The sequence below is a fragment of the Paraburkholderia sp. RL17-337-BIB-A genome (assembly GCF_046025895.1).
GTDB lineage: Bacteria > Pseudomonadota > Gammaproteobacteria > Burkholderiales > Burkholderiaceae > Paraburkholderia > Paraburkholderia fungorum_C.
The window spans coordinates 208963-228213 of record NZ_JARESY010000004.1 but is presented as its reverse complement, the minus strand read 5'-3'; the positions used below and the strand labels follow the sequence as shown (position 1 = coordinate 228213).

19 protein-coding genes and 3 pseudogenes are annotated in these 19251 nt (G+C 58.6%); 12 read left to right on the top strand and 10 right to left on the bottom strand.

The features are described from left to right. Nucleotides 1-138: 138 nt before the first annotated feature. The 8 genes and pseudogenes from P0D84_RS46160 to P0D84_RS46120 all read left to right on the top strand — a co-directional run bounded on the left by P0D84_RS46160 (nucleotide 139) and on the right by P0D84_RS46120 (nucleotide 7787). Nucleotides 139-705, top strand: coding sequence for a universal stress protein (locus P0D84_RS46160; protein ID WP_408350441.1), 567 nt, complete (start codon nucleotides 139-141; stop codon nucleotides 703-705). 160 nt (nucleotides 706-865) lie between these two features. After that, nucleotides 866-1099 (top strand): hypothetical protein, encoded by a 234-nt coding sequence (locus P0D84_RS46155; RefSeq protein WP_408350438.1) that lies wholly within the window; start codon nucleotides 866-868, stop codon nucleotides 1097-1099. A 220-nt stretch (nucleotides 1100-1319) separates the two neighbouring features. After that, nucleotides 1320-1782, top strand: a pseudogene (locus tag P0D84_RS46150) (branched-chain amino acid ABC transporter permease); the annotation flags it as partial. 14 nt (nucleotides 1783-1796) lie between these two features. Further along, nucleotides 1797-2966, top strand: a complete 1170-nt coding sequence (locus P0D84_RS46145; RefSeq protein ID WP_408350435.1) for an ABC transporter permease subunit — start codon at nucleotides 1797-1799, stop codon at nucleotides 2964-2966. 1160 nt (nucleotides 2967-4126) lie between these two features. After that, nucleotides 4127-4402, top strand: coding sequence for a BON domain-containing protein (locus P0D84_RS46140; protein WP_408350433.1), 276 nt, complete (start codon nucleotides 4127-4129; stop codon nucleotides 4400-4402). A gap of 55 nt (nucleotides 4403-4457) precedes the next feature. Then, nucleotides 4458-5117, top strand: a pseudogene (locus P0D84_RS46135) (IS5 family transposase); the annotation flags it as partial. A 708-nt stretch (nucleotides 5118-5825) separates the two neighbouring features. Next, nucleotides 5826-7049: a PQQ-dependent sugar dehydrogenase gene (locus P0D84_RS46125; protein ID WP_408350430.1), complete on the top strand. Its 1224-nt coding sequence runs from the start codon at nucleotides 5826-5828 to the stop codon at nucleotides 7047-7049. Between the two features lie 582 nt (nucleotides 7050-7631). Next, nucleotides 7632-7787, top strand: a complete 156-nt coding sequence (locus P0D84_RS46120) for a hypothetical protein (protein WP_408350427.1) — start codon at nucleotides 7632-7634, stop codon at nucleotides 7785-7787. Nucleotides 7788-7969: 182 nt separating this feature from the next. Here P0D84_RS46120 and P0D84_RS46115 read toward each other — a convergent pair whose 3' ends face one another. Next, on the bottom strand, nucleotides 7970-8164 hold the full coding sequence (locus P0D84_RS46115; RefSeq protein ID WP_408351925.1) for a hypothetical protein: 195 nt from the start codon (nucleotides 8162-8164) through the stop codon (nucleotides 7970-7972). A 182-nt stretch (nucleotides 8165-8346) separates the two neighbouring features. Further along, nucleotides 8347-8667 (bottom strand): hypothetical protein, encoded by a 321-nt coding sequence (locus P0D84_RS46110; protein WP_408350424.1) that lies wholly within the window; start codon nucleotides 8665-8667, stop codon nucleotides 8347-8349. A gap of 702 nt (nucleotides 8668-9369) precedes the next feature. On the opposite strand from P0D84_RS46110, the gene P0D84_RS46105 reads away from it, so the two are divergent. Then, nucleotides 9370-9837 carry a response regulator gene (locus tag P0D84_RS46105; RefSeq protein WP_408350421.1) on the top strand — a complete coding sequence of 156 codons (468 nt, stop codon included), beginning with the start codon at nucleotides 9370-9372 and terminating at the stop codon, nucleotides 9835-9837. Nucleotides 9838-10257: 420 nt separating this feature from the next. Here P0D84_RS46105 and P0D84_RS46100 read toward each other — a convergent pair whose 3' ends face one another. From P0D84_RS46100 to P0D84_RS46080, 5 genes and pseudogenes are all read right to left on the bottom strand, one after another. Next, a complete protein-coding gene (locus P0D84_RS46100; protein WP_408350418.1) occupies nucleotides 10258-10476 on the bottom strand; it encodes a hypothetical protein in 219 nt (72 codons plus the stop codon). Nucleotides 10477-10940: 464 nt separating this feature from the next. Then, nucleotides 10941-11618, bottom strand: a complete 678-nt coding sequence (locus P0D84_RS46095) for a VOC family protein (protein ID WP_408350415.1) — start codon at nucleotides 11616-11618, stop codon at nucleotides 10941-10943. 165 nt (nucleotides 11619-11783) lie between these two features. Beyond that, complete coding sequence (locus P0D84_RS46090; protein WP_408350412.1) at nucleotides 11784-12101, bottom strand: hypothetical protein; 318 nt, start codon at nucleotides 12099-12101, stop codon at nucleotides 11784-11786. 835 nt (nucleotides 12102-12936) lie between these two features. Then, nucleotides 12937-13500, bottom strand: a complete 564-nt coding sequence (locus P0D84_RS46085; protein ID WP_408350409.1) for an OmpA/MotB family protein — start codon at nucleotides 13498-13500, stop codon at nucleotides 12937-12939. Nucleotides 13501-13760: 260 nt separating this feature from the next. Then, a pseudogene (locus P0D84_RS46080) lies at nucleotides 13761-14078 on the bottom strand (DDE-type integrase/transposase/recombinase); the annotation flags it as partial. Between the two features lie 238 nt (nucleotides 14079-14316). Here P0D84_RS46080 and P0D84_RS46075 point away from each other — a divergent pair. Together P0D84_RS46075 and P0D84_RS46070 are read left to right on the top strand one after the other, a co-directional pair. Further along, nucleotides 14317-14700 (top strand): transposase, encoded by a 384-nt coding sequence (locus P0D84_RS46075; RefSeq protein WP_408350406.1) that lies wholly within the window; start codon nucleotides 14317-14319, stop codon nucleotides 14698-14700. Continuing rightward, nucleotides 14667-15053, top strand: a complete 387-nt coding sequence (locus tag P0D84_RS46070) for a hypothetical protein (protein ID WP_408350404.1) — start codon at nucleotides 14667-14669, stop codon at nucleotides 15051-15053. Before P0D84_RS46075 ends, P0D84_RS46070 begins: the two co-directional genes overlap by 34 nt. Before the next feature lie 337 nt (nucleotides 15054-15390). On the opposite strand, the gene P0D84_RS46065 is transcribed toward P0D84_RS46070, so the two are convergent. From P0D84_RS46065 to P0D84_RS46055, 3 genes are all read right to left on the bottom strand, one after another. Beyond that, nucleotides 15391-16407 (bottom strand): hypothetical protein, encoded by a 1017-nt coding sequence (locus P0D84_RS46065; protein ID WP_408350401.1) that lies wholly within the window; start codon nucleotides 16405-16407, stop codon nucleotides 15391-15393. A gap of 52 nt (nucleotides 16408-16459) precedes the next feature. Further along, nucleotides 16460-16780, bottom strand: a complete 321-nt coding sequence (locus P0D84_RS46060; RefSeq protein ID WP_408350398.1) for a hypothetical protein — start codon at nucleotides 16778-16780, stop codon at nucleotides 16460-16462. 351 nt (nucleotides 16781-17131) lie between these two features. Further along, nucleotides 17132-17812 (bottom strand): hypothetical protein, encoded by a 681-nt coding sequence (locus P0D84_RS46055; RefSeq protein ID WP_408350395.1) that lies wholly within the window; start codon nucleotides 17810-17812, stop codon nucleotides 17132-17134. A 390-nt stretch (nucleotides 17813-18202) separates the two neighbouring features. Here P0D84_RS46055 and ppk2 point away from each other — a divergent pair, with 390 nt between their 5' ends. Further along, nucleotides 18203-19018: a polyphosphate kinase 2 gene (gene ppk2 / locus P0D84_RS46050; protein WP_408351922.1), complete on the top strand. Its 816-nt coding sequence runs from the start codon at nucleotides 18203-18205 to the stop codon at nucleotides 19016-19018. Nucleotides 19019-19251 lie beyond the last annotated feature (233 nt).

Here is a 19251-nt window from a genome sequence, read left to right as displayed (position 1 = left end):
CAAGCAGAAAATACTTCGCAAACGACGGTAGCGTCTATACTGAAAGCAAAGTGTAATTTAACCCGGCATGAATGTCGATGCCGCGATTGGCTAAGTGTGCGTCGGATAGAGCCCGCACGTCGAGCGAGGGGAGGTGTCATGTTCAATCATCTGCTGGTGCCGACCGACGGCTCGGCACTTTCCGAAGTCGCAGTCCAGATGGCGGTGACGCTCGCCGCCGAAAATGACGCCTCGGTTACGGGACTTCATGTCATGCCGGAGTTCCATGTCATGTCATATGGATCCGAAATGCTCGGGGATACCGAGGAGAAATTCGTGCAGGCGAACAGCGAGCGTGCAGAGGCCTTTCTCGCGGCTGTCACGAAGGCCGCAACCCAGGCGAGCGTGATATGCGAAACGGTGGCCACCACCTGCGCTCATCCTTATGAAGCGATCATCAGCATCGCCATCGAGCGAAATTGTGATCTGATTGTCATGGCGTCCCACGGCCGCAGCGGTGTGCGTGGCCTGCTGATCGGCAGCGAGACACAGAAGGTACTGACTCATAGCGCTATTCCCGTTCTCGTGGTCAGGCAGTCGACACATACGGGTGTAGCGAGTGAAGCGGGCACCGGCAAGCAATCGACAACATCGAAGTCCTCATCGCCTCATGGATTTACCATCGGGCGAGTTCCGCTTGCAGTCACTCCGGCACTGTCAACTTAACGGAATCGACGAGATTTGTTTTTTATAAAGTGGGGCGCGATTGCCACTCTGAGCGGCATATGGACTTCGGATCCGCGTCAGCGCGCCAGAAATTCTCTCGAAGTGAGATTGTAGTCAGGCCGATTTGGCTAAGTTGACAATGCCTGCTGAAGGTGTCGCCATGCCGAAAATCTATTGGAAGCTGGAGAGGATCGCGTTCTCGCTCGTCGTGCTGTTTGCGCTTGCGTGTTTCGGCTTCATCGTATGGCAGAAGAATCCCGGCATGACATTGGCGCTTCAGACGGGCGGCGAGATGCTGATGCCGAACAGTGAACATTTGCTCGGCTGCATGGCGCCGGATCAAGGCGGTTGTGAGCGGATGTTGATCGAGCTGAAAACACCGGAACAGAGCTGATGGCACGCAATATGAGCGGACGCGAGTGTCCGGCGCGTCCCATGACGCGCTATCGTGGAACCTGGAAGTAGGCATCACGAAGCGTCGAAAACAGCGACGGAAACAGCCATGACTTGCCGAAACTGCAATGCGCGATTCGCCTTCGATGAGGTCGAGCCCCAGACCGACGAGAATGGGTTTTTCTTCATTTGTCGGGGCTGCGACTACCCGAACAAGCTGGATCATCGTCGTCGCGTTCCTCGTGATGGGCGGCCTGCTGCTGCGCGTGGACAAGACGAAGCTGGGCCCGCGCAATGCGCGCGATCGCTGAGAACCCGGGCGTCGCGAGCCTTATGGGCGTGAACCCGGACTTCGTGATCTCGGCAACGTTCATGATCGGCTCGGCGCTTGCTGCGCCGGCGGGCGTGATGATCGCCTCCGAATACGGCAATGCGCACTTCTACATGAGCTTCATCCCAGGCCTGAAGGCGTTCACCGCTGCGTTGCCCGGCGTGATCGGCAACCTGGACGGCTTGATGGTCGGCGGCATGATTCTGGGTTTGATCGAACAGCGGGGCGCCGGCTACATCGGGAACCTGACGGGTGGCGTGTTCGGCAGTAACTACCTGGACGCGTTTGCATTCATCGTGCTGGTGTTCCGTCCGTCGGGCCTGTTGGGCGAACGTGTCGCGGATCGCGCGTAAGGGAGAGGAGCACTATGACCTCAATTCGACCGATCGAGCCGTCCACGACGCTCGTCCCCGAGAAGAACGCGACGAAGACGCTGGTCGTTGGCATCATCGCCGCTGCGTTCGTGATCGCCGCACCGATGATCATCGGTGCGGCCGGAGGCAACTACTGGGTGCGCGTACTCGACTTCGCGATGCTCTATGTGATGCTCGCGCTCGGCCTTAATGTGGTGGTCGGCTTCGCCGGCCTGCTGGACCTGGGCTACATCGCGTTCTACGCGATCGGCGCGTACACCGCGGCGCTGCTGTCGTCGCCACACCTGACGAGCCAGTTCGAGTGGATCGCGCATCTCGCGCCCAACGGCCTGCACACGCCGATCTGGATCATCGTGCCGTTCGCGATGTCGCTCGCCGCGCTGTTCGGGATTCTGCTCGGTGCGCCGACCCTGCGTCTGCGCGGCGACTACCTTGCCATCGTGACGTTGGGCTTCGGGGAAATCGTGCGGATCTTCATGAACAACCTCGACCGTCCGGTGAACATCACCAACGGCCCGAAGGGGATCACGGGTATCGAGCCGATTCACGTCGCCGGCTTCAACCTGTCGCAGACGCACACGCTGTTCGGGTTCTCGTTCCCGTCGGTCTACATGTACTACTACCTGTTCGTCCTGTGTTCGCTGCTGGTGATCTGGACCTGTACGCGTCTGCAGCACTCGCGTATCGGCCGAGCATGGGCCGCGATCCGCGAAGACGAAATCGCCGCGAAGGCGATGGGTATCAACACCCGCAACATCAAACTACTGGCGTTCGCGATGGGCGCGTCGTTCGGCGGTCTGTCGGGCGCGATGTTCGCGGGCTTCCAGGGCTTCGTGTCGCCGGAATCGTTCACGTTCTGGGAGTCGGTCGTGGTGCTGGCGTGCGTGGTGCTGGGCGGCATGGGCCATATTCCGGGCGTGATTCTCGGTGCACTGCTGCTCGCCGTGTTCCCGGAATTCCTGCGCTCGACGATGGGTCCGCTGCAACACGCGATCTTCGGCCATGAAATCGTCGATACGGAAGTGATCCGTCAGTTGCTGTACGGCCTCGCGATGGTCATCATCATGCTGTACCGCTCGGAAGGCCTGTGGCCGTCGCCGAAGCACGAAGACAAGATTGCGAAAGTGGCGAAGCGCGCTGGCAAGAAGCCGGTGCGTGCCTAACGGACAGCCAGGAGAACACACATGAGTGACAAGAAAATCCGACTGTCCGTCAAAAGCGTGAACAAGTGCTTTGGCTGCCTGCAGGCGCTGGCCGACGTTGGCCAGCAAATCGAGGAAGGTTCGATCTACTGCCCGGCCCGAACGGTATTGTCAAGTTGTCGGTGCGACACGTGTCGCCGTCAGCCGCGCGTTATGTGGCATGAAGGAGGCGTAAAGCTCTTCTTTGCCTTGTCACGCGCTGAGTTCGGAACGTTGATTGCGGTGCCGTGACCTGCTGTACGACGAGCAGTTGCCTATCCGGACATGCGTAACCGGTAACGGTTGGGTGTGAAGCTCCGGAGACAACGTGGCTCTCGATTGACGGATTACCTCGCAATTGATTGCGCTATTTTGGTCACGTCTGCTTGTCATCTGGCCGAACCGCTTCGTGCGGCCCGTTCGAGTCGCCGGTTCGGGGAGCAGACCGCCGCACTATTTGGCTGCCGCCCCGACCACCTGGAAGATCCAGCGCACACTATGCTGGCGGTCGCTCTCGCCGACGTGTCGCGCAGAGCTTGGGGGCAAAACGTCCCATGGAACCATTCCCGCTGGCGAAGGGCCTAAACTGTACCGTGATAAGCGAGGAGACGGCCATGGGTGAGTCAATTTCGTGGGTGTTGCTTGGAGGGATCGCGCTGATCGTGGCTGCAATCTTGGTTGCGGAACACTACAGGCGCGAACACCGCAGGAAACAGCAACTTCGCTGGCTGGACACGCATCTTATGCACGACTGGGTACACCGTCGGCCTTGACGCTGGGAGAAACGATAGGCTTTCTGTCGTTGCCCTCCCACATAGCATCTAGAGATCTGGTCATAACGATAGAACAATCTGTTATTCCCATTAACCACCTACTTTAACCACCTCCAGAGCATACGAGCGGTGAGCCGCATGAACATGCGTCCTCCTGTGGTGCGTCACCACTGCGCCGAGGTGGGCGCTCCTCACCGAAGCACTCAGCCATCCTGCCGCAGTTTCGGACCGGGACGGGCAGACTGCGCACCACGGTGATATTCACGACTAAGCTTTTCCCGGCGCCTTCGGAGTCGAGTTAACAGCGGATTCAACTTTATGTGGGGAGTTGGACATGACACAACTTAATCGTTTTCCGCATTTTTCCTGATGCTATTGCTGGCCTTCTTTATGGGCTGTGCATCGACGTCCACGCACGAAGCAACGGGAGAATACGTCGACGATTCCGTTACTACAACGAAGGTCAAGGCGGCAGTTCTGAATGAACCATCGCTCAAATCTGCCGAAATCAACGTCGAGACCTTCAAGGGTGTGGTACAGCTGAGCGGCTTCGTCCGATCAGAGGCGGACATCAACCGGGCAGTCCAGGTCGCTCGAGGCGTGGCCGGCGTCAAGTCCGTCAAGAATTCCATGCAGCTCAAGTGAGACACCAGGCACGGTCAAGTGCAACGTGAGAGGTGGCCTTGTTCGTTCGGACAGGATCGGCGAGTTTTTAAGTGGAACCAAGAGGACGGGCACACCGATCATTGATGACAAACGGTGGGCATTGATCGAACCTTTGCTGCCGCCGCCAAAGCTGCGACGCGAGAAGCCGCGCGGTTTCAAACCGGGTAGCACTGAACGGCATCCTGTTCGAGTTCAAGACCGGGATACGCTGGTGCGATCTGTCGACAAAGTTGGAGTTTGGTTCGGGTCCAACCTGCTGGCGTTGCCTGCGCGATTGGCAAAGGGCCGGCTCGTGGGACCGACTGCACGAGCTGCTACACGAAGTTATCAAGGCCGGCCAGCTCGATTTCTCACGAGGAGCCGTCGATTCATCATCGGTGCGAGCCGTTGGGGCGGGCGAAAAACTGGCCCGAACCCCACGGATCGCTCGCGTACCGGTTCCAATCACATCCTCGTCGATGCCAATGGTGTCCCCATCAGTGCCATCCTGACCGGCGCGAAGCGCAACGACGTCGCCCAATTGCTGCCGCTCGTCGATGCGATTGTGCCGATTCGCGGCGTGCGTGGCCGACCGCTTCAGAAGCCCAGAGTTATCTACGCCGATCGCGGCTACGACTCCGAACCACATCGCCAGAAACTTCGCAAACGCGGCATCAAACCGGTGATCGCCAGGCGCCGGACAGAGCACGGCACTTCTGGGAGGCGATGCGTTTGAGGCTGGAGGAATTCTCGCTTGCGCTTCATCCGGACAAGACCCGGCTACTGGAATTTGGCCGCTACGCAGCGGTCAATCGCCAGAGTCGTGGCCTTGGCCGGCCGGAAACCTTCACGTTTCTGGGCTTCACAGCCACGTATGCAAACAGTTGCATACCGTATGGTATTACCGGGAGCGAGCGGGGCGCTCATGTGTGCGACCGGGTCGGTGCCTTAGCCTTCAGGAGCGGTGCCATGCTAGGCCAAATACTTGCTTCCTCGTTGCTCGGGCGAGCAAGCAGGCCCGTCCTGCCTACTTGCAGATGATTTTCAAAAGCGTTTGGCGATGTAAAACCTGCAACGCGCGCATCAATTCCGGACAATACCTCCGCAGGAGCTAGTCATGATTTCCTTCCTTCGTCGGGCGTCATGTCGTGCTCTCGGTACGTGCCTTCTGTTCCTGGCCGCCTGTGGTGGCGGTGGCTCTGGGGATGGAGCCTCATCAGGCGTTGCAGGAAGCTCTGGTGGCTCTAGTAGTTCTAGTAGTTCTAGTAGTTCTGGTAGTTCTGGTAGCTCGGATAGCACTGGTAGCACTGGTAGCACGGGAGGGAGCGGGACTGCCGGCGCGTTGTCGCTCTCGGTAACCGGCCTCCCGACAGATACGGCCGCCAACGTATCTGTGGCCGGACCTGGCGGGTTCAGCCGGGCAGTGAACCGGTCCGACACGCTGGCGAACCTCGCGACCGGAACCTATACCGTCACGGCTGACCATGTACTGAACGGCACCTCGTTGTACAGCCCGACTAAGCTAAGTCAGTCTGCCACGGTGACTGCGGGCGCTTCGTCGGCAGTCACCGTTGACTATGGGCCTGCTGAAACGTTTCACCTAACATTGGCCCCGGTAGCGAGTGGACTTACCGCTCCGATTTACCTTGCCGCGCCTGCCAATGACCCCCGGCTTTTCGTTGTCGAGCGAGCAGGGCGGATACGGATCGTCCGCGACGGGACGCTGCTCCCGACGCCATATCTCGATATTTCGGCGCAGACTTCGACCGATGGCGAACGTGGCTTGTTGTCGATGGCGTTCGACCCGGCATACGCGTCGAGCGGGCGGTTTTACGTCTATTACACCGCAGCGGATGGAGCGATCACAGTATCTCGATTCCAGGTCTCTTCCGCCAACCCTGACGTGGCCGATCCGAGCGGCACGGTGCTTCTGACAGTTCTGCACCCAGGTGCATCGAATCACAACGGCGGCCAGCTGGCTTTTGGGCCGGACGGCATGCTGTACCTGGCACCCGGCGACGGTGGTGGCTCGAATGATCCCGCCGGCAATGCGCAGAACAAAGAATCTTTACTCGGAAAGATGCTGAGGATTGACGTGGGGGGCAACGGCTACGCGATACCTTCTGACAACCCGTTCGCTACAGGCGCAGGCGGCCGGCCAGAGATCTGGGCAGTCGGTCTGCGGAATCCGTGGCGATTTTCATTCGATACCACGGGGCAGATCTACATCGCGGACGTCGGCGAGTCCGCGCGCGAGGAGGTCAACGTTGCCCCGGCGACAAGCGGCGGGCTGGACTATGGCTGGGACAGAATCGAAGGTACATTGTGCGTCGGCGCGGCCACCTGCGATACGACGGGCCTGACGCCCCCTGTCTTCGAATACACCCACGCAAGCGGAGGCTGCGCGATTCTCGGGGGCTACGTATATCGGGGCGCCGCAGTACCTGAGATCCGGGGACGCTATTTCTACACCGACCTATGCACCGGCCGGCTGCAGAGTTTCGTCTTTCGTGATGGTGTCGTGACGGAATCGGTCGATTGGTCATTGCCAATACCGGGGACCGTGTACTCTTTCGGCGCAGATGCCGCGCAGGAAATTTATGTGCTGACCGCAGGGCAAGTGATGCGAATCCAGCGGGCGCAATAGCGACTCTCCTTGAATCCCGGGTACAGGACATCCGGACCACTATGGAGTCGAACATGTCGGTTTCCGCTCTCAGTAACAACAACGCGGCAGTTCTACCGCAACCCAACCCGGAATCGACATCGCCCGATTCGGGTGCTCAAATTCGAGATTGACTCTGGGTCGTGCGGGGAAACCTGGACGTGGGCAGGATAAGCCAGATGTTGATAGAGGACGAGGCGCTTGAGGGCTAATGACAGCAGAAAACCGATCGAACAGTCCCACTATAATCTATTCGTTTTCAAACGCGCAGTTCTACGACCTTGCGATGTAAGCATTCCTACGGACTTCGTCCTAACTCATCGGCCCCTCCTTACCGCGATACAACCTTCAATCTCCGGTTAGGCCGCGCCATTCTATGCGCGCAGCCGATAATCCGGAACGGTCATTTCCGTGGAACCAGTGTGGAAACGTTACGCCTAAAAGCCAGCCAGTCGAGCAGTTGCCGTGGCCCAGGAACTTGCCTGGTGGATAATTGAATCGGGGCACGCCGCTACGCCGCATCCTACAATGTAAGCATGGTCGCAACGGAGCAAGGAGGCTGCCATGACTGATTCGATGATTAGCTTTGTAGTGGGCGTAGCGGTTGTGTTGGTCCTTGCGATCGTCATGGCGCGACGTTACATGCGCGACCACAAGGATGAAGGGCTGTCTCAGTGGCTCGATGCGCATCACATGGGCTGGATGCACCATAGGCATTGATGATGCCGCCGGAAATGGAAAACCCCGATCGGCGACCGATAGCAGTTTGGTCTTACAAAACACTTGTTAACCTATATGGACTGTATAGGATTCGCCGGGCGTCGGAGCGATACCCGAGCGCGTGTGATTTGCGGGCCGCGGCTAATTCCCGCGGCCTCTTTTTTGGTGCAAACATGTGGGATTCAGAAGCCGACGCCGAGGCCGACACCCACACCACCGCCAAAGCTGCCGCCGCCAACGCCGACGCCGATACTAGTGCCTGGCGCGTAATAGCCGGGACCGTACGCCGGTACTGGCTCGTAACCGTAGCCATATGGCGAGGCGGCAACGCAGCCCGCGACACCGGCCACCAAAGACAATATGCCGAATAGTCTCATCACGATCTTTCTCCCACTCACGATTCCATCGCATCTCCTTCACTGCAAAATCGATGCCCGCGTTTCGACTGCTTGCGACAAATCGATGGAATGCTACGAACGTAGCGCCCGCCATGATCCCAATCGGTGTCGATATCTGCTATAGCCATCCCCCGGTGAGGATGTGAATTATCCAGTGGACTTCAGCCCGCCCTGGCGCGCATTGCGGCACGACACGCTGCGGCGCAATCCCGAGCTATTTCGGCCACTTCCGGCCTGACACTGAACACCGGATGAGCGATCCAGGCGGAGAATTCGTCGTACCAACGCGCCCATTCATACTCGCCGAGGTCAAATTGGTCTTCGAGCTGGACGCTGCCGTTGTTGTTGGTAAAAGCGTAGATCACCTGCTGCCCATCCCAATAAGCAACCGCGAATGCAGTGAGGTCGGCAGTTGTACCGAACGGGATATCACGCAGCAGTTTCGAGAGTTGCGACTTGAATTGATCGAGCGGGGTTGTCATGGCGGTCTCCAGTGTCGCGATCTATGCGGCAGGACGAAAAAAGACCCGCGCCGGGGGCGCGGGCCAACACTCGCTACTCGCCTTAGGACCATGTGGCAAAACCACTGTCTCAAACCGCATCGCTGATAGCAACCCTGGCGCCGCGCGCGCCAATTGTTTGTGAGCGCACTACCCAGTGGAAGTAGCAACAGCGTCGTTGTAGGATTGACAGAAGGCGTGCCAGCGTCTGCTGCCAACTTCAAATTCAATCCTGCCCAGCCCTGTTCCTTCGTTGAGCAGGGTTCTTCGTCGTATGAAGACCATGCCTCTGCGCTGCAGCTATACCAACGTATAAACGGGATACGCGAACGTGGCGTCAGCGTATCCATCGGTAGAGTAGATTCGCCTTTCACCAAACCTTACTCTTCTCTTACCGAAGCAGCGCTCGCAGTTCCGCCAGCACAAGCTCGCTACGCGGCCCGACGACCTCATGGCCTTTTGGGTTACCTGGCCCGACCGGTTCTCATCTTGAACGTGTTCAAGGAATCGTCGTATCACCTATTCTGCACTACTGCATATACCTCGGAAACAACCCGTTTGCGGAGTACACGTTTGTGCCCGGACTCGGCAGGAACATCTGTCGCCGTACTGTCGACCTATTCGCCACATGTATCTAGTAGTCGGAGGTGAGAGACTATGCGACCTCATTCCTTACTGAGACTGATGACCCATCGTATTCGCCTGACCGATGCATTGACACCTGGCGAACGGCAGTCAGGCCGATGCGTGATGAATGCGATGCCGGCGCTTCCCACATCTTCACAGCACGCAAAAATGAAGACCATTCTTATCGTGGAAGACGAACCCAGCATCGTGACCGCCTGGAAAAGTGTCCTTCAAGTGGAAGGCTATCTAGTCCTGACAGCCAGCAATGGTCATCAGGCGCTTTTCTCCGCCAATGGAAGAAAACCCGACCTCATCATCACAGACCGGTCGATGCCAATAACGGGTGGCGTTGAGCTTTTCCGCCACTTGAAGCTAGGGTCAGAATTCTCACGAATCCCAGTCATTCTCACCAGCTCTGTACATTTAGACCATTCCGATGCAGGAGTAGGGGACGGTTTTTTGTTTAAGCCCGTTCCCATGGACATGCTGCTAGCAGCGGTACGACGTCTTTTGGACGCGCATTGAAGACGTGCGCGCAATACTTCCTGGATGGTGTCGCCGGGCATAGGGAACTCGCAGCCAGTGATAGACGTCGTCACCGACCGGAGCGCGTGCATTGTTCGTCTTCAGGCACGATGACGGCAGCTGGTACATGTTTCCGCCTTGTGCCGACAGGTCGAGGGTGACGGCCGACCGCATTGCCTCATGAGGGGGCCGCGCCGACTTCCATACCCCTTTAGCGCTGTGGACCATCGAGCGCTGCACTCGTGGCTAGCCGTTAGTGGACGTAGCGTGGTCGGGAGAACAACACATCCCGCGACACAGACGAGCAAAGTCACGGCAGTCGTGTCGACTCACTCCTGTACCCTCTCGCCCCGTTTTCCTCGACGCTCTCGGCACGAAAACGTCAAGGCGCCTGGCGGCACAATGCGTTATGACTGGAGTTCATTGCATGGTTGCGACACGCTTCACATAAGCGTCAAATTGCACGTCAATTAACGATGTCACAGTCACTGCGACGGCTACGTTACCCGACGCGGGCAGTAAGCCAGCAAATGCTGCGATGCGGGTCCCGCAGACCACCGCAACAACGATAGCAGCGACGGCGACAAGTGAAGACGCATGCGTTGGACTGAAATTAGCAAAACCCTGCCAGACGCTCATGATGGCAACCTCCCGTTGGTGCCGCCATCAGTTGCAACGGGGAGGTTCAAACCGGGGTAACACGCGAGACGCCTGATGAGAGCGTCATGGTCGATAATGGCAGCCCATTTTTCAGTCTGGTGCGTGCATGAATCGATCCGCTGGCGTGGCAGCGAAGCTGCCTGAGAGTGAGCGCAAGAAGCTGGCTGTTCGGATACAACGTGACGATACCTCGCCACCTGTGTTTCACAGGTTGTCTACGGCCAGTCTGCGTCTGGTCGTAGCAGGCGACCGCGCAAACTGGGCGTAGACAACGCGAAAGGAAATTTACTTCACATACCAGAATTGGTATCTCGGACAGGGCTTGACTTTCAATGCCCCATAGAAGGGGTCTGCGTAGTATTGGCCGGTCCAAGACCTTTTCTCGCAATCGCGGCGAGGCTTCGACCACCGCGATAGCGACAGCGATCGTCAGAACCGCCAGCTCACAAGGGCAGGTCCTTGCCTCCCTGCTCACGAACCATGTACTCCGCATACCAGTCCGGCCAATTCTCATCGCGTTGGCCGCCGGTCCGCTTCTCGTGCTCGCCGTGCGCGGCCTCCGCCCGCCGGAGCGCCGCCGCGAGATCCGCTGACGAGGTGAAGGTCGTGGCGTCTGTGTCCACGCGACCGGGCGCTCGGTGGGTGAGTTCCTGGAACAGCCAGCCATTGCCGTCCGGATCGCTGAAAGAGGCGAACGAGCGGTAGCTGCGATGCTCGGGGTCCGGACCGCTAACCCGGATCCGCCCGAACAGATATGGCTCATCCGAGCCGGTGTACGCGTCAGCGGCGTCGTGGAACACTCCGCTGATCTCCACCCCACGTCCCAGCAGTTCCTTGCGAGCCGCCTCGACGTCGGAGACGATCAGGTACAGTCCCTGGGCGGAGCCGGGTGTGGCCGCGGTGACGTTCTTGCCGAAGATTACCGAGCACCCGGAACCGGGCGGCGTGAACTGGATTACGCGGAAGTGGCCATCATCGGAGGCGTAGTCGGCGTCAAGTCTCCACCCCAGGCCGCCGTAAAAGCGCTTGGCGCGATCGACGTCCGAAACAGGGATGACGACGACCTCGAGCTTCATGTCCACGCCCCGCACGTCCGGGGTCTCGACTGCAGCGCTGCTCATGTGAACCTCCGATTGCTTGGGCCGCAACGCGGCCTTTGGGATTGACGACAACAACACCTGGCGAAGGGAATCGGATTGGAGACCATACTCCCCGCACCCGCGAGGAACTCATCGTAATCTCCCGCATGCGGCGTTACCAGGAAGCAAGCCCCGGTGCTCGCGGCTCTATCGCTTGGGCCCTTTCATCCATTCCGATTCCATCGCCGCATTCCGCTCCTCGTCCGCCTCGATGGGGTCCATCGCTTCGTCGACCGACGCCGTTGCACGTTCGTCGGCTGCTTTCATTTCGTCTGCCGCCGCGCCGAAATCGCCGTTGTCGTAACTTGGGGGCTGCAGCATATCCCTGAGCATCGCGCTCAGTTCCGGCGTGTCCCACGGTAGACCGTGCTGCGTACGGACCTTGATATAGTGCCGTACTTCCGCGTCCTGCTCCGCCGTAAGCGGTAGCCCTCGGAACGTACTTTGGGGGTCAGATTTCGTCACGGCCGTCTCCTGTTTCCATCGCACTTTCAGTGTAGCCCCATTGCGATCAGGACAGTTCTGAGGTGCAGTTGGTCTGGCCAAGCGACCAACGCCCTGGAAGCGTCGGTGCTTATCATCCGCGGGTCGGCGGCCCACTCGAGCGGCGCAGTCTGCATCATCGGACAGGGTGCGGCCATGAAGCGTCATTCGCCCGCACTGTTGCTCGGACGTTCAGATGTCGAATCCGCCCCACAAGCGGCCATTCAATCCGCGAGGATGAACGTTGCTTCATCCATTACCGTCATTCGAGTATCGGCGTTGGTCAGGCGGCTACGGGTCGCTTTCCTGAAATTCGCGGGTTGGCGGTCGCAAATGACCGGTCTGACGCAAGCCGAATTCGTACGCTCGACCCATATCTGCCCTTCGACCAGACGAAGCGCAAATCGATCATCGCCGCCTGCTGGAAGCAAGCCGAGCCTTGGTGGTGTCACGATTTACGCAACTCTCAATAATGATGCTGCGATACCGGAAGACACACTGGTTTCCATCGTGTGCTATTTCGTTGCAGGCGTCCCGGCTTCTATGCTCCCAGGCAGCGGCTTATCAAGGACTTTGCTCGGGCCTGGCCGATGCGCGCGCCAGATCCAAGCGCCTCGGCGGGCCCACCGCGACACCGCGTCTGGTGAACAAGGGCTTGTCTCTGATTAGGCAGGGAATGACCTACGAGCACGCAGCCGAGCAATCGGGGGTGAGCGTTTCCACGCTACTGCGCGCTCGCAGGAAAGGCAACGCCGCCCGACAGTCGAAAAAGTCGGTCGGTGGCGCCAGCCCCGGAATGGCGCGCTCTCCAACGCCCCTAATTGCCGGGGCTCGCTATGGTGAGTTCCACGCGGCGATTCTGCGCCCGGCCCTCCGACGTATCGTTGGAAGCTACCGAATTGGCCTCGCCGAAGCCTTGAGCCGAGACTAGATTCGGCTTGACGCCCTGCGAGATCATAAACTGCATCACGTTGTCAGCCCGTTTTTGAGACAGGATGAGATTGGTCGTGATGCCTTGTTTCATCAGTTCCGGACCTATCGGCGTGCTATCCGTGTAGCCGTTCACGTTGATCTTGTTTTTCTGATGAGGCGCCAAGATCGCGGCTACCTTGGCAATGCTCGTCTTGGCGCCAGCCGACATTTCCCAACCGCCTGAGGGGAACAGCAACTCGTTGTTGAGCGAAACCTTGATCGCGTCTTGCATCCGCGAGATATGCAACTCGTTGGCCGCGATCTCGGATCCCATGGTCTCGTTGAGTTGCTTGTACTGCGCCTCGAGTTCAGCATTCCTTTGTTGTGACGCTTCATATTTCTGCTGCGGCACGCAACCCACCATCAGCAGCGCTGCACCTAATGCGCACAGTGTCGGAAATTTCGTCATTTGGGGTTCCCCTCTCGCCGAGAAGTTGTGCAGAAGCGATATTGGCTTCCTGAATAAAATTGCCATCCGCGCTCGAGATGTGGGTAATCCTCAAACACACAAGGGAGGGGATATGGCTACCGGTGGTAGTTTAAACAAATCGATAGTCACGCGTTATTGGCCCAAAGTTCTACGTGTAAACCCACGGCTGCAGCTTGCAAACGCCGCGGTTTTGTCGCAGTAAGGCGGGATGGACAAGCAAACTCGATTGCTATCTATTGCTATGATACGAGCGAGTAGAATTGCTGCGCGGCGGACAGTGGGACTTTGCCAAAGTCCTTCATCTTCCCTTTCTTGATCATGTGCATGACTTCGATGCCGCTCAGAATGACACGCGCGCAGTCAAGGTCCTTGAACCCGAGAATCGGTCTAGTGCGACGTTTGATGGCCCGATGGTCCTGCTCCACCACGTTGTTCAAATACTTGACCTGCCGAACCTTGATGGGCGTCTCGCGCTCGGCGTTCACCGCATGAAGCGCCGCCAGATTGGAACCGCTTTTGTCGATGGTCACCGTCTCGGGTGAACCGTTCTGACCAATTTGAAACAGGGCGAGGCGCGCAAACGCAAGAAGGCTGAATATCGGGTGGCCAATGCCCGTGCGTATAACCTGAGTCTGAAGAATCGCGGCATGATCAGCCTGTATTTTCCAGGCGGCGACCTGCAGGCGCAGTTCATCAATGCGCGACTCTATACACGTGGGGTCTCGGGACGCGAGCGGACTTACACGGCCGGTTATTTCGTTGATATACACCTTCTATCGGCTGTTCGGGCGGGGGATGCGCCAGATCGCCGGCTACATGGAAGACTATTGGGCTACCCGGGGACTGGACATCCCGGTGCCCAGCTGCGGCCAGCTATGCGAGCGGTTCGCCGCGCTCGAGGTCAGCGTCACGCAGCGCTGCGTCGTGCTGGCCAAACGGCTCGCGCGTGGCGAGGCGGTGAGCATGATTGTCGACACCACGGGACTAAGCTTCGGACGGGCCAGTCAGTGGTACGAACAGAAGTATGGCCACCAGGCCACGCGTACACCATGGCGCAAGATGCACCTGGGAATCGACGCGGACATGAACGTTCATGCGATCCGTATCACGACCACGGAAGTTTCCGACAGTGAAGGCATGGCGCCGTGCTGCCTGCGAATCTGCCGGTGGGTCAGGTAATCGCCGATGGCGCGTACTACAGCATCGAGCGCACCGAGACATTCTCACGCGCAGGCGTGAGGCCCGTCATCCCACCGCCGACCCACGCAGTTGTGCACGGCGACGAGGATACGCGCTGGCATGATCAGATCGTCAAATACATTCAGAACAATGGCATTTATGCATTCCACAAGAAATACGGCTATGGTCTGCGGTCGCAAGTCGAGGCGCAAATTTCACGCATCAAGCGATGCATTGGCGCGACCCTGCTGACGCAGAAGTTCGCCTCGCAAGAGAGTGAGGGCGTCATCATCGCTAACCTTATTAACCTGTGGAACGCCTTCGGCAAGCCGGTTTGCGTTAAAAATGCATAGTCGCGTCCGTAGCACGGGAACTCATACCCTTCCGAACAAAGCCCACGTGCAGCCGGTTTCATGCCTTTTTGGGTTCTGGCCCGCTTGCCGTTGATTCCCGCGGACCAGTCCATTTAACCAAGGTTCAATGGCGGCAGTTCTTCGAAGGTTATAGCCTGAGAAGGCGAAACTTCGGGTCTGCGGTCTGCGCGCCGGACCACCGTAAGCCTCGCCGCTATCGCGCACTACCTGCCGCTCCCGTTCATGCTGCCCGCGTCCGGCCCGTTGCCACCAGGTAGGCAGCACCGACCGACCCGTTTCTCGTGGGCATGTGTGACCCTCGCGGAGAATTCATCCGTTATAGCTCCCGTATTGCCTCGTCGAGTAGCAATCTGCCTGGCAGGAGTTCGGCGCGCGCAAACCGGATAAGCGCTATTGCGCGTACTTGGGGCGGACTGGCCGGGATGTGGGCGATGTGAAACTCGAGCTCATCCGCAGCTTGCGAACTGTCCTTGGTCTGCACCACGTTCATCCGATCCAGGCGAGTACGCTTCCTGGTAAGGTAGATGTGCTTTTCCGGTTCGGTCAGAACCTGGCATACTCCGTCGAGTTGGCGCTCAAGGGCGTCCATTGGAGCGCTCAGCTCACCAAGGCGTCGCGAGTTATCTTCAATCTGCGCCTGCAGGCGGGCAAGTTCTTCGCACGCGGCAGGAACAGCGTCTCCGCACACCGAACGCATTCCTGTGCCTTGACGCTGTAGTAACGCCAGGCGCATTTTGAGTAACGCGCGGCCATGTTCAAGTACATCGCGACGATCTTTCGCGAGTTTGGCCAGTCCTGCGAGTGACAGTTGGTCGATCACGCGTTGCATGATTTCCCGCCGCAGGTCCGATTCAGTTCGGCCGCAGATCCTTATGCGATGGTCGTCAAAGCAGACCGTGGTTTGCGCAACGTCCCGACGTACCGCGTCACCCGCGAGTGCCACGCCTAGTACATGACGTTCGATCATTGCCATTCCGAGTACCGCATAGACATGCTTTGCCTCAGGATTCTGGTCGAAGTACACACGGAGTTCTTCTGATTGGCTAACTCTCATCGCCAGTTCGTCGGGCCTGGCGAAGTAAGCGCGGATGTAGAGATCCGAATACCACGTGCGTGCGCTGGCTTCATGGGGCAGCGGTAACGACGCGACGAGGTCGTTCGCATACCGGAGCGATACTTTGACCGCCGGCGCGAGACGCTCAGCGCAATGCTGCGCCATTCGCAGCCGCGGATTCAACGTCATGACGCGCTCGACAGCTTCGCTGACCTGCTCCATGTCTCGACGCTCCATAATCGAATTGTCGTTGCGGCGCAGCCATCTGAAAATACCCATGTTCGAACCCCTGCAACTTCCGTCATTCGGAGATTTTCGTCCTCTGCTGCGACTATCCGGCACTGGCCGCATCATCCGTCGCGCGCAACGCAGCGTTGGCCATGACCAGCAGCCCAGCATCGTGATCGCGCAGTACCGAATCGATTGTGTCGAAAGCGGTCTTCAATTCCTTGCGCCCCGGCTTCGTTGCGCTGCCGCTTTCAGAAATGAATTCAGCCTCCCTTTTCAGACGCTTGACCAGCTTCGCCGCGCACCGGCTATCGAGCGTGCCTTCACGGACGAACGAGTTGATTTGCATTGTCAGTGCCACCAGCGTCGCTTCGGTCGTTTCATTTGAGTCGCCGATATCGTCGGACAGGGATTTCTTGCTCATCAGAGTTCTCCCGGCTTCGCCCGCTCGAATCAAACAGGCTTGAAGAGATCACACAAACTTTTAATCGGAAAGTAGTTACAAAAGTCTGTCCCGGCGCGGAAAGGCGTGGCTGCGCGAAGGCGATATTACGTACCTTACACAAGCTTAGCAGCCGGCGACGCGGAACGGCTCCGCTTTCGCCAAATGGCCATCGCGGGCATGGCGGATGCGGTTGGGATGGGAAGACCAGGGCAGAGAAGCGCCCGTTATGGATGCTCTCGGTTGCGGATTGCGGTCACAGTGCTTTTGGCACTTGTGTGCTGGAAGCGAACCTGGGCGCTCCCCTTCGCACTGAGCCAGGAGCCACCACGTTCATCCGCCCAGGGCAATGATCGCCATGGTTAGCGCGACGCCGAGGGCCATCATCGCGAATCCTGCTATCCATCCGCCGAATCCGGCATGGTGGCCCAGCGCGATGCCTGAACAGAACAACATTGCCAGCGTAAGCACACGAGAAACAATCAAGGCAGTTGAGGTGTCCTTGAACAGGACGAACGGCAAGGCAACCGGGAAGGTGGACAGGACGACGATGACGAAAACCCCTGCCGCACCGATATAGTCTTCGAGCAACAGCCGCGGTCGGTTAGGCAGAGTCGTCGTCGCGACAATACGTGCCCGGATAAGCTCTAGCTCGGTATCGGCAACCAGAGTCTTCATCGTCTTTGACAATGCATTGCGGAGCGCACGCACCCCGGTCGCAGCGTCCGGTTCGTTTTTCACAGTAAGAGCAAGCGTGAGCCGCTTGCCGCGATTCGTCAGGGTGCGTACCAGAAACATCACAGCATCGGCCAGCCCCCAGGCGAGGTTGCAGCCAAGCGCCGTGTACACCATTTTCCGGCCGGCATCTTCTCCTGCCGTGGCAGCCGACACGGCGCCGACGAAGGTAAGCGCCATGAACAAGCCAAAGCACAGTTCCGAAACCCGATCCTCGGTATCGAGGATCGGTTCACGCGTTTCGGTGTCTTCCTGATCCGTCAGACCGGTAGCGCGCATGAACTCCCCCTTGCAGATAGCGGATGGTCACGTTCATTGCTGACCGACCGGGCAGGCACGGCAAGTAAGACCTGGTTTGGGGTCCATGCGCGGAATCAGGTGGCCCCCGTGTGTCAATCAGGAGCGGAACCGCACCCGGGAGGTGCCTCGACGGGTGACGTGCATCAGAGGACCCGGAGCGACGGTTAGCGACGGGACAAAGGTTCCCGGAGGTGGTTGCGACACTCATCTGATCGGCCGGCAAGAGAGCGGATGCACCCAGCCTACGGCGGACTTAGCGGAAACGCTATTGGACTAAAGTCGCATTGCAGCCTTTCGTACTGGCACCTACCCTACATTTTGAAAGGATTTCCAGAATACCGGAGGTCAGCGTGCGCATGGAGACGAGGAATGGCGAAGGCAGAGGCAAAGAAAGACCGGTCACTTGAAGACAAGTCCTTGTCGTACAAGGAGTACAGGAAAGAGTTGTGTCAGCTGCACGTTGAACTGGTGAAGCTGCAGGAGTGGGTGGTGCAAACGGGCAGCAAGGTCTGCATTGTCTTTGAAGGACGCGATGGCGCAGGCAAGGGCGGCACCATCAAGGCGATTACCGAGCGCGTGAGCCCGCGTGTATTCCGCGTGATTGCGCTGCCTGCGCCGACCGAGCGCGAAAAAAGCCAGATGTACGTGCAGCGCTATCTGCCGTATTTGCCGGCTGCAGGAGAAGTGGTGATCTTCGACCGCAGCTGGTACAACCGCGCGGGAGTCGAGCGGGTGATGGGTTTCTGCTCTGTCGAGGACGTGGTGAAGTTCTTGGAAGCGGTGCCGCTGGTCGAGCATGCAATCGTCGGATCCGGAGTCATCCTGCTCAAATACTGGCTGGAGGTCAGTGAGGAGGAACAGACTCGCCGCCTCGAGGCGCGCATTCACGACGGGCGCAAGGTGTGGAAACTGTCGGACATGGATCTGAAGTCCTATGGCCGATGGTATGACTATTCGCGTGCGCGCGACGCAATGTTCAGAGCGTCCGATACCGCGATTGCTCCGTGGTTTGTTGCTAATTCGAATGACAAAAGGCGTGCGCGGCTCAATATCATCAGTGATCTACTCCACAAGATTCCCTATGAAGCCATGCCGCGCAAGAAAGTGACTTTGCCCAAGCGGCAAAAGCCGGAAGGCTACGAAGATCCTGACTATCCGTTTAAGTACATTGCGGAGAAATTCTGACTCTGGCGGATCACTGCGGACCAGGGTCATCAGCGGCGATATCGCGGCACGCCGTCCGCCGAGGGATGGCAGCCATGTAACGCGACCCGCCAGGGCAGACGATTCTGCCAGGCATCGCAATCTTCATAAGTGCCGGAAATGCTGGGCCAGATTCGCTCGCACGACAGCGCCGCCCCGCGGGAGGCATTCCGATGTGCTTTGACTAACGATCGCCAACGGTCCTTCATGACGTC